This window comes from Mesorhizobium sp. C089B (assembly GCF_030323125.1).
GTDB lineage: Bacteria > Pseudomonadota > Alphaproteobacteria > Rhizobiales > Rhizobiaceae > Mesorhizobium.
The window spans coordinates 5,674,919-5,687,889 of record NZ_CP100469.1 but is presented as its reverse complement, the minus strand read 5'-3'; the positions used below and the strand labels follow the sequence as shown (position 1 = coordinate 5,687,889).

General features: G+C 58.4%; 11 protein-coding genes and 3 pseudogenes. 7 read left to right on the top strand and 7 right to left on the bottom strand.

What is annotated here, in order from left to right; genetic code table 11:
- The first annotated feature begins 303 nt into the window (after nt 1-303).
- Together NLY44_RS27910 and NLY44_RS27905 are read left to right on the top strand one after the other, a co-directional pair.
- Nucleotides 304-438 (top strand): hypothetical protein, encoded by a 135-nt coding sequence (locus NLY44_RS27910; RefSeq protein WP_023806800.1) that lies wholly within the window; start codon nt 304-306, stop codon nt 436-438.
- Nucleotides 439-798: 360 nt separating this feature from the next.
- Nucleotides 799-1,123 (top strand): annotated as a pseudogene (locus tag NLY44_RS27905) (IS110 family transposase); the annotation flags it as partial.
- 259 nt (nt 1,124-1,382) lie between these two features.
- On the opposite strand, the gene NLY44_RS27900 reads toward NLY44_RS27905, so the two are convergent.
- On the bottom strand, nt 1,383-2,186 hold the full coding sequence (locus NLY44_RS27900; protein ID WP_023806798.1) for an FkbM family methyltransferase: 804 nt from the start codon (nt 2,184-2,186) through the stop codon (nt 1,383-1,385).
- A gap of 251 nt (nt 2,187-2,437) precedes the next feature.
- On the opposite strand from NLY44_RS27900, the gene NLY44_RS27895 reads away from it, so the two are divergent.
- The 4 genes and pseudogenes from NLY44_RS27895 (at nt 2,438) to NLY44_RS27880 (ending at nt 6,328) form a co-directional block, all read left to right on the top strand.
- Complete coding sequence (locus tag NLY44_RS27895) at nt 2,438-2,686, top strand: hypothetical protein (protein ID WP_023806797.1); 249 nt, start codon at nt 2,438-2,440, stop codon at nt 2,684-2,686.
- Between the two features lie 403 nt (nt 2,687-3,089).
- A pseudogene (locus NLY44_RS27890) lies at nt 3,090-4,369 on the top strand (ATP-grasp domain-containing protein).
- Nucleotides 4,370-4,518: 149 nt separating this feature from the next.
- A complete protein-coding gene (locus NLY44_RS27885; RefSeq protein ID WP_031356251.1) occupies nt 4,519-4,914 on the top strand; it encodes a Rid family hydrolase in 396 nt (131 codons plus the stop codon).
- Nucleotides 4,915-5,053: 139 nt separating this feature from the next.
- Entirely contained in the window at nt 5,054-6,328 is a 1,275-nt protein-coding gene (locus tag NLY44_RS27880) for an aminotransferase class III-fold pyridoxal phosphate-dependent enzyme (protein ID WP_023806792.1), read from the top strand.
- On the opposite strand, the gene NLY44_RS27875 is transcribed toward NLY44_RS27880, so the two are convergent.
- The 4 genes from NLY44_RS27875 to NLY44_RS27860 all read right to left on the bottom strand — a co-directional run bounded on the left by NLY44_RS27875 (nt 6,325) and on the right by NLY44_RS27860 (nt 8,443).
- A complete protein-coding gene (locus NLY44_RS27875) occupies nt 6,325-6,501 on the bottom strand; it encodes a hypothetical protein (RefSeq protein ID WP_023806791.1) in 177 nt (58 codons plus the stop codon). The two genes, NLY44_RS27880 and NLY44_RS27875, sit on opposite strands and share 4 nt — an antisense overlap.
- Entirely contained in the window at nt 6,498-6,776 is a 279-nt protein-coding gene (locus NLY44_RS27870; RefSeq protein ID WP_156941070.1) for a hypothetical protein, read from the bottom strand. The genes NLY44_RS27875 and NLY44_RS27870 overlap by 4 nt, the downstream gene beginning before the upstream one ends.
- Before the next feature lie 483 nt (nt 6,777-7,259).
- Entirely contained in the window at nt 7,260-7,895 is a 636-nt protein-coding gene (locus tag NLY44_RS27865; protein ID WP_286457855.1) for a reverse transcriptase domain-containing protein, read from the bottom strand.
- Entirely contained in the window at nt 7,838-8,443 is a 606-nt protein-coding gene (locus NLY44_RS27860; protein WP_286456087.1) for a reverse transcriptase domain-containing protein, read from the bottom strand. Before NLY44_RS27860 ends, NLY44_RS27865 begins: the two co-directional genes overlap by 58 nt.
- Before the next feature lie 818 nt (nt 8,444-9,261).
- Between NLY44_RS27860 and NLY44_RS27855 the strand changes: the two genes are divergently transcribed.
- Nucleotides 9,262-10,386, top strand: a complete 1,125-nt coding sequence (locus NLY44_RS27855) for an IS110 family RNA-guided transposase (RefSeq protein ID WP_245263886.1) — start codon at nt 9,262-9,264, stop codon at nt 10,384-10,386.
- Between the two features lie 736 nt (nt 10,387-11,122).
- Here NLY44_RS27855 and NLY44_RS27850 read toward each other — a convergent pair.
- Nucleotides 11,123-11,557, bottom strand: coding sequence for a radical SAM family protein (locus tag NLY44_RS27850; protein WP_023806786.1), 435 nt, complete (start codon nt 11,555-11,557; stop codon nt 11,123-11,125).
- A gap of 350 nt (nt 11,558-11,907) precedes the next feature.
- Nucleotides 11,908-12,948, bottom strand: a pseudogene (locus NLY44_RS27845) (1-aminocyclopropane-1-carboxylate deaminase).
- Nucleotides 12,949-12,971: the final 23 nt, after the last annotated feature.

The window sequence follows — 12,971 nt, the reverse complement described above, 5'->3', positions numbered from 1 at the left end:
GCAAGAATGCAATATCCTAATATTGCCCCGACGAACTCTGCAGCGGCACTCTGCGACAGCGGTGCCTGCCGTTGTCGGTGAAGGCTCGCTTTATCGACAAGGGCGAGGGGACATCGTTGCCAAGTGTAACATCGGCCGGGATCTCCTCACTTTTTCACAATTTTTCGGAAGAAGCGGTGAGATCGTCGTCAAGCAATTCCGTGACTTCGTCCATCTCATCGAAGCCGACCCCGCTCGGCATCGCGGTCTACCGAGGGCGAATGGGCCGAACGGCGACGAAGTTACGTTGACTGAAGCCGCCGGATGCTCAATCTGCGCTCCGCGACGGTCCTTCGCCAGCTTGCCGCCGGCATCATTCAGCCGAGCAATATTGCAAAAGGGGCACCATGGGTCATCCCGATCGAGGTCGACTTGCAGGGCACTGTCATACCAGCCTGACGGTGAGAAAGAACCTGCCGGGTCAAACGCGGTGATCCGTCGAGCCGGAGACGGTAGAGTTGAACCGCCCTGCGCGCGACTGACGCCCGACAGAGCCATTGCCGGACTACTCAACCGGCAGGAAAGCGGACAGGTCAATCGAATGGATGATCGCAGTCGCGTGTGCGGAGCTTCCGCAACACGCATATGACGGTCGACTGGCGTCCCGCAGATGCCGCGGCAGCCGCACTTAACGTGCCGACCGATGAAAGCGCGAGCCTGAATATCCAAGATTCGAGTCTTCGAGTGCGTCAGGTACTCTCAACGTGCCGGTCATCACCAGTTCGGAGCAAAAGACCCTTGACTTTTATATACCACGCGGGACCAGGAGCCATCACCTCGCTCGCCTTTCGTGCCACGGTCGATCAGCCGGACGCTTTCGTCGCTCGAGGATGTCCGAGCGCATCTGCGCCCGCACGGCCCTCTATGAGGCGGCTCATTCGCTGCTCGTGCTGAGCAAGAATTGGTCGAGACTCAGTGCGTGGGGCATGAACGTCGCCAAACGGCGCGGTATGGCTCGAGCCCGAGTTGCCGTTGCCGCATGCTCGCTGGCATTCTGCATGTGGAGTGGTGCAACGGAATTCCGCTTCGGCAGGGCACACGGCCGCGTATCGGCGAAATGGAGAAAGAGACAAACAAGGAGTAATTGGTTCATTGGTTTCGCCCGAAATGGCGTGATCCGGATCGTCCCCCTGGGCACAACGGGCAAGGTGATTTCGTTAGCAGGCACGATCCTGCGCGAACTCTCCTAAGGTCGCTCAACAATTGAGACGCCTCGCTCTACTGACCACTGACCCCATAATGCGGCGGCTTAACGTCGACCGCGAAGAGGAGCCGGCAGGGCGACATAGTCCGGAAGAAATCGGGAGGATCTCGACCTCGACCACCCCAATCAAAGAAGTTTGCTAGGGCAATCGCTCGAAGATGACGTTGATGTCAGTCATTGCAGCGAGCCGGTATGATCTGCATTCCATCAGATTGATGATCCGAGCCCTGATACCCTTTAGATAATGCTCACTTGGCTCGCATTGGATGACAGCAGGTCTGATGCGCTCGTAGTCAATGGCCTTAACGAGATCGTAATCCAGTCCTTCGCAATCGATCGATAGGAAGTCGACCTTATCGGCATAGGGGGTCAATAGTTCATTGATACCGATTGCACTCACCTCAATATGTTCTCGGATACCTCCTATACCGTCGAAGTCGCCGAAACTTTCAACATGTGCCTTATCGACGGAGGAAAGCTCATGGGCGTTTCCGATGAAGAGCGTGGCGGATGCTTGCGGAGCGGACAAGACAACAGACGGCACGAGAACGTCTTTCGGGCGCGCAGCCTGGATCAGCGCTCCCAATTCAGGATTGGGTTCAACCAAAACACCTCTCGCGCCTCTTTGGTACATAAGATAGGTACTTGAGGTAGAAATGGGGTGATTAGCGCCGATCTCGACATAGAAAACACTATCCCAAGATCTTTGACTCTTGGAGAGTTTTGCGGCCAAGATTCCTTCGACTATAACATCTTCTCCGGCTTGTGCGTAACTAGCCGGCGCGAAGTGCTTGATCCGAGAGCTCGGTAGATTGAGCCTAGAGACTTCTTGGTTTATGGACTGGTTTTCAAACTGGGACAACATAGCTCGCCCTCCAATGTAACCTGCGATTTTCGGACGAGCCGCCACGACCGGTTTGTTGCAGCGGCTCTTGCTCATCATCGCAGCAATCGGCGTGCCACGTGCAGAATGCGGCGCTCCCCACTTAGCAAGAATGAAACACACGCGCCCACGGAAGGGGCCGCGACACTTTGTCGGGTTCGCGACATCGGCGCCACCAACCGTCCAGCGACTTGCGCAGTGACGCAAACCGAAACCTGCTGCGGATCGTATCTCGCAGCGTGGATGCTATGGGGCGAGCGGCGAGGTGTGGCATCCTTCGGCGCTGTGTGCCACCATAAAGGAGGCACCCGATGCCGCAGACTTTTGACGCGAGCCAGTCCCTTACCGCTCTTGAGCAGGATAACACTGTCATCGCCGCAATCGAGATGAGCAAGGCGGAATGGCTGATTTCGGCGCCAGCCCCTCAAGAAGATGAACACTCCGCCCCCTGGGCAGAACGCAGCTTTCCGTTCATTCATCTGGAGGAACCCTCGGCAAGTATGCGCAAACGCGGGCTCTTTCCGTACCCATTCGGCATAGTTCGGCATAGGCCGGCATAGCCGGCAGTCGGTATTAGCGGCGAAACACAACGCGCTCCGTCGCATGGATGTATGATATGGAGATTGAGGTAGCCGCATGACCCATGACGTAACGCGCGCCACAATGAAGCTACGCCCACCTTGCGCCGCAAAGCGTTGCGGACTTCTCGAACGTGTGGTTCGCACCAATGGTGCGCAAGCAAGCGCTTTTCTTGTCCTAAGTCTAACAATGTCGGGCATACGATATAGGATTAGAGCGGCATCGGTCTGTTCCAACACGACTTTCCCCTTTGGCATGGCGGATGCATGAGAATCTGCAGCGGATGCATGAGAATCTGCAAACGTGCCGCGAACTGAGGAGAATCGAGTTGGAGGTCGGAACCAGCCTGATGCTGATTTGCCCATGCAATGGGAGTCAAGGCCAATGACAAGAAGGGCGCTCATCTTGGTCGAGGGCTCGAGGTCTAATGGTCCGCTTTACGTCCAAGCGGCCCAGCGTCTCGGTCTTCATCCAGTTACAGTGGCGGCTGATCCCGCTGAGTACGGATATCTGGCAGCGGAAGCGATTGAGTCTATCCGTGTTGATACAGATAATCTCGATGCGTTGATCCGCGAATGTTCCCATCTGCGAGGGACCTATAACATAGCCGGCATTACTGGCTTTTCGACCCCTGACGAGTCGGTCTATGCGACAGTTGGCAAGCTCTGCCGTCATTTCGATCTACCGGGACCGAACCCCGCATCGCTTGAACGATGTTGCGACAAGTTTGTTCAACGCCAGCTCCTAGCAGAGGCCGGCGTTCCAATGCCCGCTTATCGTTTGGCAACGAATGCTACTGAGGTTGAAAGCTCTGCCGCGGAGATCGGCCTGCCGGTGGTTCTCAAGCCTGCCGTGGGAGGCATTGGCAGCACCGGTGTCCGATTGTGCCGCAGCGTCGACGAGTTAGCCGAACATACGACCTATCTGTTGGAAGGAAAGTGCATATCGGGATCTTCGCCGAGGATCCTAGTCGAAGAATTCGCACAAGGCCCCACTATAGCGCTCACATAATGGGAAATGAGGTCATCGGGATTGTCGCTGCTGAGTTTGGCAACCCACCGCATTTCGTATTTCGTGAGTTCACCTTCCCGGCCCTTCTGACCGCTGAAGAGCATGCACGTATCGCCGATCTTTCGCTGAGCTGTTTGCGAGCTCTCGACCTTGGCTGGGGGCCAACCTGCATTGAATTCCGGTGGACCAAGCGTGGCCCAGTCGTCATTGAAGTCAATCCGCGTCTTGCTGGCGCCCCAGATCCCCAAATGATCCAACTGGCTTGCGGTGTCGATCTAATCGCCGAACACATCAAACTTGTCATCGGCGAGCAATGGAATTTGCGCAAAAACCGTTCGCATGCTGCGGCCGCGCGGATTCTAGTTCCGGATCATGATGGCACCCTCGATTGGATCGGTGGCGACACTCAGGCTGCTGCTGTACCAGGGATCGCCCAAGTCAAATTGTTCGTTAAACCCGAAACGTTGATCGTCATGAAAGGCGATTACCGAGACGAGATCGGACATGTCATCGCAGTTTCGTCAAACCTTGCCCAGGCAGCAGCGATAGTCCAGCGTGCCGCCGACTTAATCTGTTGGTCGATCACACCACTTCCGACCCTCGGCAAACAGTCTGGGCCTCGCTCCGCCACACCATCTCCCGGTACCACATAATGCCACCGCCCATGAAAGCCTGACTAGCTGGGCGTTCGCTGGCGTTGCTTTAGCTAGACTAGGGGGCTGGTGGGAGTGCAAAAATCCAGTCGAATCTCGTCCAGAGCGAAGCAATGCAACATAATCGCTATTCTGGAGGCCTTGACCAAATGGAGGATACGTTTCGAATTGAAAGGGTTCCTGGAAATTCTTCTGGAAGGAGTTCCGGATCCGCATGCGGTCATCTCGTGTGGGTTTTGGCATCGTCAGAACGCAAGGAAATCGATTTGAAGGAGCAAATAGCCGCTAGTTTTGCCAAGATGGATCGCGTGCTTTCCGAATTGAAAACAGACAGGCGCTATTTGCTATTGGCTTGTGTCTTTCTGTCCAATCTTGACGATGAGAAGATCTTCGACGTCGAGTGGGAAGCCTGGGTTGGCGACAATCCGAATCACTGGCCGCAACGGATCTGCATCGGAGCAATGTTATCGCCGGGCACCCTTGTGGAAATTGCTGTGGTCGCGGCTCGCCCGCTAACATCGAACTCGTTGTACTCGGTCGCCTAACGCCGGCTGATGCAAATTTGCATCCTTCTGCTGTTGTTTTCGAGCGCATCGATGGTGGCATGCGCATGGTCCTCCGCGAGTATGGGAGGAATAATGCAGATTACTTTATCCTTTGGAAATTAGAATTGGAAACTTGACAATGAAATACCTTGTCGGCGGCATCTCCAGCGCCGGGCGCGATCTTCCGCAACTCAACGGCAGAGCACTGTACATCGACAGGGCAAAAGGGCCATATCTCTGGACGGACGAAGGCGTGCGGATGATCGATATGGCGCTCGGGTTCGGCGCTGTCCTTCTCGGACATGCCGATCCGGTTGTCAATTCAGCCGTGGTCGAGGCGGTCAAAAAAGGCTCAATGCCGGCCTTCGCCCATGCTGGCGAAGAAGCGGCTGCTGAGGCGCTGAGCGTCCCCTGCAGTCCGCTGCAGAACGTGATCTTCACCAATTCCGGCAGTGAGGCCGTCCATCTTGCGTGCCGTATAGCCCGCGCCGTAACAGGCCGGCAGGTCGTTGCGAAGATTGCCGCAGGCTTCGACGGCTGGTTTGATCCAGTTGCGTTCGGCAATGCCGGTTTCAGCGAGGCCCTCCTCGGAAACGGCGAGCCTCGCCCCGTTCGGCAAAATATGACACTGACGCGCTACAACGATGTGACCGATCTCGAAAGGTTGTTTTCGGAGACCACCGACATCGCTGCCATCATTTTCGAGCCCCTATTGGCCAATGCTGGTTGCATTGAAGCCGACATATCGTATCTGAGGTCGCTTGAATCCCTTGCACGCGCTCATGGTGCCTTGCTGATCGCGGACGAAGTCCTAATGGGCTTCCGTCGCCGGTTCGGTCTGGCAAGCCACGGCCTGGAGCTAGATCCCGATCTTGCCACCGTGGGCAAGGCTATTGGCAATGGATTCGCTGTTGCAGCGGTGCTTGGTCGACCCGGTATCATGGAAGCGGCTGACGACGGCCGGGCGGTACGCGCCGGAACCTATTGCGGTAACCCAGTTGCCTCGGCGGCAGTGACGGCTACTCTCTCGCGCCTGCGAGAATGCGATTACAACGGGCTTGCAAGGCGCGGCGATCTCGTGCGCAATGCGCTGGTCGCTGCCCTTGCCGATCGCGGGGCAAAGATCACGACAACCGGCCATGGAATGGTCTTTACGCCTTGGTACACACCTACTCAGCCGAAAACCTACGAGAACGCGGTGGCAATTGCGGATCCAGGGCAATCACTGCTGTTTCATCTGGCGCTTCGCAGAGCAGGCGTAATGGTGATGCCGCAGCCGTTCGGCCGCTTGTTTCTCAGCTTCTCCCACGACGAGGAAGTCTGCGGGGAGACGGCGAAAGCGTTCAGGATTGCGGTAAGCTCCCTTCCGGTTGAGGCTACGAATTCCGACCTGAGACCGACGGCGAGCTATTAGCCCGCGAGACTGAAATCGGCGCCGGGGAAGGACTCGAACTCAGCAGTGGCAATAATAAAACCGGTTGACGCAACGCACAGTAAGGGTCGGGCAACAAGGCCATTGATGCCGCGGCGAAAGTCGACCGGCTGCGTCGCCACCACGACCTTCACGTCGCCGGCAAGCGCAATCACCGCCGCACACGCAAGGCATCCACGATGGCGGCCGCCAGGGTCGGATCGACCGAGCCCGTCAGGACGAGGCGGCTTTCACCAATCTCGAGCTCAATCCGACCGGCCGACGTGAGCACCTCCTGCTTCGCTGCGCCGGCGTACTCGACCTGCCGGTCCTCGCCCGCGATCGTAATTGGCACAAATTGTAGGGCTGGCGTCGTCTCCGCAGCCGCTTTCGCCTGCACCAGCCCCGCCTGTCGCCGCCAGACGGAAAGTGTGACTTGCGACAGCCACACTATGGCACCTCGATGCCGGAGCGGAGGCCGTCCATCCCATCAGGTCATGACCTCCCAGAAATGTGTTCGTAATGCCGACACGCTCCTCAAAAAGGTCCGCGTCAAAAGGGAGACCGCACTGGCGCGGCAGCTCAACTTCTGCACTGACGCACTTCAGAACTTCCACCGTAGTCACGTTGCTCTGCACGGCGATATCTCTCGTCTTCCGGGGAGGCGTCGATACTACGGCATTTGGTAGTTGACGCACCTCTTGTACCCGGCGAGACGCCCTGCCCATCCTATCAAGCTCAGCGCTAGCACCGGCTGATGGGCTGATGTGTGACAGGCGCTTCTGCTATGCAGCAGCATGCTAAGGTGTCGCAGGCCGCTTCGGCAGCAACACGAACCACATCGCGGTCGAGTAGCTCAGCCATTCGGCTTTCGCCCTCACAGATCCGGGCGAGCGGATTTCCCGCACCCGGCTCTTCCCGAGGGTAACCCGCGTCATATCCGTGCTTGCGCCCAAGTTCGAGTGATGCGCGGAGTTGGCAGGGGGAAGCGCGCCGTCAGGGTCTCGAACTCCGACCAGCCCATGCGCCGGCTTTTCTGGCTGCGCCGTCTCAGACACCGTAGCCATATCCGGCGCATTTGCCGATGGAATCCGTTGAGCGCTGGGTAGTTGTGCGGCCTGCCGTAGTAGCCGTAGTGTCCACGCAGAACGGCGGCGAACCACCTGTGCTGCGCAGCCATTGGCGCATGCATGAGCCGCCAGGCATCCTGGCGCAGCGCCGTCAGCTTGCGCGTCAGGCGTTTCCCTTCCGTCTTGTGCTTCACGATGAACCGGCCATCCCGGGTCCGCCCGCAGTAGTGGGTGAAGCCCAGAAAGGCGAAGGTCTCGGGTCGCCGCTCGCCACGCCGCTGTCGTGAAAGGGCCGCGAACCGCCCAAACTCGATCAACCGCGTCTTGTCCTCGTGGAGAGTCAGGCCAAAGCCGGCCAGCCGCGCCTTGAGGGCCAACAGCATCTCCTCTGCATCGGCCTTCTTCTCAAAGCCCATGACGAAGTCGTCAGCGTAACGCACGATCACAACGCGACCGTGTGCATGGCGACGACGCCATTGGTGGGCCCAGAGATCGAGGATGTAGTGCAGGAAGATATTGGCGAGGAGCGGACTGATGCCCGCCCTTGCGGGGTACCCCTGTCCGTCTCTTGCTTCTCGCCGCTCTCAAGGACGCCAGCCCGCAACCACAGCCCAATGAGCCGTAGGATACGAGGATCAGCGATCCTGTGCGCCACCATCCGCAGCAGCCACTCGTGGTCGACCGAGTCGAAGAAGCTGCGAATGTCGGCATCGAGCACCCAGTTCACACGCTGGCTCATGATCGCTGTATGCAGGGCATCAAGCGCCATGTGGGGGCTCCGCCCCGGCCGGAAGCCGTAGGAGAATCCCAGGAAGTCGACCTCGTAGACAGCACTCAGCACCTCGGCCACCGCGCTTTGGACGATCTTGTCTTCCAGCGCCGGCACCCCGAGAGGCCGTTTACCGCCATCGGCTTTGGGAATGTAAACCCGCCGCACCGGCTGTGGCCGGTAGCGATCGGTGTGGACCCGTTCGCAGAGATCACGGATGTTATCCGTCAGACCCTCTTCGTATCTCGCCACGGTCATCCCATCGACCGCAGCACTCACCTGTCGCTTCTGTCGCCGAAACGCCCGGTAAAGGCTTTCTTCGTCGACGTGATGCAGCAGGGCCGTGAACCGGGTTGGGCAGCCTGCTTGGCCGCCGCGTTCACCCGCTCGAGGTTCAGCGGCAAGGCAACCCGGCTCTGTGTCCGGACCTTGGCTTCCTCGCGCAGGCTCCCCTCAGGCTGGTCCCTTCCCTCCACTCGCCTCGTTTCCTTCGACGGCTTCACGGGTACTATGAACCAGTCCGACTCCCGACCTCAGCTCGGACAGCAGCTCTGGCAGTACCTTGCTGCTGTCCCCGCTGGAGACCAATCCAGCGGACCCGGTCGGGCCTCTCATGTTCCGATGATTACCTTCCATGCGTGATCCGGCCATCGACCCCGACGGAGCGGCAACGTCTCGCGTAACGACGATGCTCATATCGCCTTCGTGACTAGGGAACACACTCGGCCTCCGCGAACATCCACCTTTCGAGGCTCATTCCCGCACCCCGCATGGCTCCTGTCTACACTTCAGACCCCGCGTTGCCGCGACGCCCGCAAGACTCGGTCCCGGCTTGCCCGCTACGGCTTTGGCCGGATGGGACTTGCACCCACAAGCAATTATCAGCTTGGCATGACGTACTCCCAGGACGTGGTGTAGCTCGGCGGTAGCGAAGCCGCTCGCGAGCGCGCCCTCAACAGCGCTGTAGATGCTATGGGCGGCGGCGAGCGTGTGGCACCCTTGGCGCTGTTGAGCAGCTACCTAAGGAGCGCCCCCATGTCACCATTGATGCAAGCAAATCCCTTACCGCCCTTGATCAGGACAGCACGTTGGCCGCAGTGATTGAGATGAGCCAGACAAAGTGGCTCATTGCTGCGACGGTCCCTGGCTTTGAACGTAGTCCTCTCAAGAAGCTCGATGCCGACCCGGATTCGGTGCTCAGGCTGTTGCGCCGCTGGCGCAGCAAAGCCATCCAAGCCGGGCGCGAAGTCCGGCGCATCGTTGTCGCCTATGAGGCTGGACGCGACGGCTTTTGGTTGGCGCGCGGGCTCCAGGCGCGCGCTGTCGAGGCTTATGTCATACATCCATCGAGCGTCGCGTTTTCCCGCGAACATCGGCGCGCCAAGACCGATCGCCTCGATACCGAACTGCTGACGCGCGCCTTTCTTGGCTGGCTGCGGGGCGAGAAGCGCCACTGCAGCATGGCAGCCATCGCAACCATCAATGAGGAGGAGGCTCGCCGTCCGAACCGTGAACGAGACAATCTCGTCCGCGAACGTACACGGATCGTCAATCGCATCAAGACAATCCTCGCTCGCTTCGGCATTCGCGCCTTCAAACCCAATCTGCGCAAAGCTGCCGAGAAACTCGAGGTTCTGCATACGGCGGAAGGTATGCCCCTACCGGAACGAAGCCGAGCAGAGTTGCGCCGTAATCTCGGACGGCTTCACCTGTTGCGTGAACAAATCCACGAGATCGAACAGGAGCGGTTGCGGCAGCTCTCGGTGGTTCCAGACACGGAGAAGGGTCCGCTCGCAATGGTTCGCCTTCTTTCGCGGATCATCGGTGTCGGTATCGAGACTGCGGACATGCTGGTGAATGAGATTCTCTCACGCGGCCTGCGTGATCGGAGAGCCGTCGCTCGCTATGCCGGACTTACCGGGGCGCCGGATGAGAGCGGCCAACGCAGGCGCGAGAAAGGTCTTGCGCGGGCCGGCAACGCTCGCGTCCGCTACGGCATGATCCTATTGGCTTGGCGGTTCCTCCAATTCCAAAAGGACAGCGCGCTGGCGCACTGGTTTTGCGCGAGAACGGCCGATGGCCGAGGCGGTACGCGCAAGACATATGATCGTGGCTTTGGCGCGCAAGCTACTGATTGCATTCTGGCGACTTGTCACGACCGGCGAGATCCCGACGGGAGTAGCCCTGCGTCCGGTATAAAGCATGGAGGAGCGTTGCATTGAAGTTTGGCAGCTGCAATAGCGTCTGCCGATAACGATCCGAGGTGGTGGTGATCCCGGTCGCTCACATGGCCTTACGACGCCGCGCTGTAGAATGGGCCCACCGCCCGGAGCTTCGCCCGCCGATGCGTATGGCTGCATCATGGTTTTTGATCCGCGAGGATCAACCGCATACAAGCTTGCGGCGCGTTTACGGCGCCTGATGGCGAGCTCCCCTCGGTTTGCAAGTTATAGGCCTCTACAAACAGGGCCGCACCTGCCGGCTCAATGTAATGCTGCCGCCGCACCAAGGGCAAGTCGCTTCGCGATGGCCCAAAGGACCACCCTTGACGGTCACTGCGCGCGGCGCCCCAATGGACCCCTCGGAGCCAAAGCAGGAACAAATGGTCGCCACGGCTGAACAAGGAGACGGAACGACTGAAAGATCACGTTGACAAAGATCATCCCATACAAGCGAGCGACCGGCTTTGCGGCGATGATCGGCGTTCTTCGATGTCGGGGCCGCTTTCGGACGGCTTCTGAAGCGTCTCGACCAATAGTCTAAGGATCAGGGTCCCGAAAAGCCGACGGCGGAGGATATAACAGTTTGTATGTGGGACCAGACTAAGCCGGCTCTCCCCCTTTTAGGCCAACAAAGTTCGCCAGACACCTTTGTTCTGGGAGAACGACCACAGGGTCTGTCGAAGCCGCGCAAGAATAGGCGACTAGACTCGTCGACCGGGTCCACACGAGGCCCGCCTTAAGCATTCTCAAGAGGGCTCGACATTCGCTCGCGCTTTATCATGTATGCGCCATCATCGAGAACATGGACCACGAATACCGTCGAGCGCAGCGCTTGCAAGCGGTTCAGATCCCGCATCTTCATTCCTACCAGCGTCGTGAAAATCCGGATGCCATGGCCTCTGGCGTAAGCGTGCTCGACCATTTCGGTGCAATCCGGATTGAGCCAAGGCTCGGAGTATCCGGCGAAACTAATGTCGACGGCAGTTGGTACGCGCGCCAGACATCGCTTGAAATCTTCAAGACGAAGATGCTTCACCTGAGAAACCGCTCTTTGCCGATGGGCGAATTTGTCCTGCGGACAATAGGAACATCCGACGATGCAGCCGTTGGTCGTGTTTATTTCCAAAATCCCGCCGCCCGGGATGGCAGAGCCCAGTTCCTGTAAGATCATCGGATATGTTCCACTTTTCTGCCGCTCTTGGCCAATCCTGAATATTAAAGTAACAAGTTTGTTATTTGATTCAGCCGGATCGTTATTATCACGCTAGCATATATTTAGTTACGCCTCCCATTACACATGATCTATCAACTAAGTTTTCAAAATTAAATGATAATACTCTCAGCGGATTTTTAATTTCCTCAGCAAATATCCATCGGTCAAATTTTCCAAAGGAACTCAGTCAGCTTCGCGTTGGGCGGCAATCAACCCCCGGCTCCATCAGGTTTGCTGGGCGGACCCTCGCACCAATTTTGGGCGCTTCGCCGGCACGGCAGGAGGGCGAAATCGCAATCTGTCGAGCGTCAGCCGTTGCGGAAGGTGTAGCTGTACCCGTTGATGGCCGGCCCGCCGCCGAGATGCGCTAGAGCACCTTCGATCCCTCTGGAAAGAAGCTTTTCTGGACGAGGCCGATCATCGCTTGCATTGATTTGCCCTCGTAGACGGGATCGGCAATTATACCCTCGAGCCGTGCACACAGGCGGATGGCCTGCTTCGTTGCCTCGGACGGAAGGCCGTAACCGGGAGACGCGTACCCCTCGAGGAGCACCACGTCATCCTCGACGATTTCCATGCCAAACTTGACGAGCTTCGCAGTATCCCGGGCAATACTTAGCACCTGCCCCTTGGTTTGGGCGGGGGTGGCGGAGGCATCGATACCGACCACATTGCGCTGTCGACGGTCCTTGGCAAAGCCAACGAGCATGCCAGCATGCGTCGAGCCTGTGACCGTGCAAACGACGATGTAGTCGAAGGCAAACCCAAGCTGTTTTTCCTGGGCTCGCACTTCCTCCGCGAACCCCACATAACCGAGCCGCCATATTTGTGAACTGAGGCCCCGGCCGGTATCGCGTAGGGCCTGCCGCCCCTTGATTTGACTTCATCGAGCGCCTGTTCCCAACTGCGGCGGATGCCGACATCGAAGCCCTCGTCGACCAAGTGCACTTCTGCTCCCATTATGCGGCTCAAGAGGATGTTGCCGATCCGGTCGTAGACGGCATCCTCATGTGGTACCCAGCTCTCCTGAACCAGGAGACATTTCATGCCGATCTTGGCGGCGAACCGCGGCGACCATCCGCGTGTGGTTGGACTGCACGCCGCCGATGGAGACAAGCGTATCAGCATTTGACGCGATCGCGTCGGGGATGATGTATTCGAGCTTGCGGAGCTTGTTTCCGCCGAACGCCAGACCGGAGTTGCAGTTCTCGCGTTTGGCGTAGATTTCCATTGCCCCCCAGATGCTTGGAGAGGCGGTCGAGCTTCTCGATGGGCGTGGGTCCAAATGTGAGCGGATTGGAACTTTTCCAGCATTTTCTCTCCGGCAACGATGGAGCTGAACGAGCCATTCACGATTCATTCTGGAGGCGTC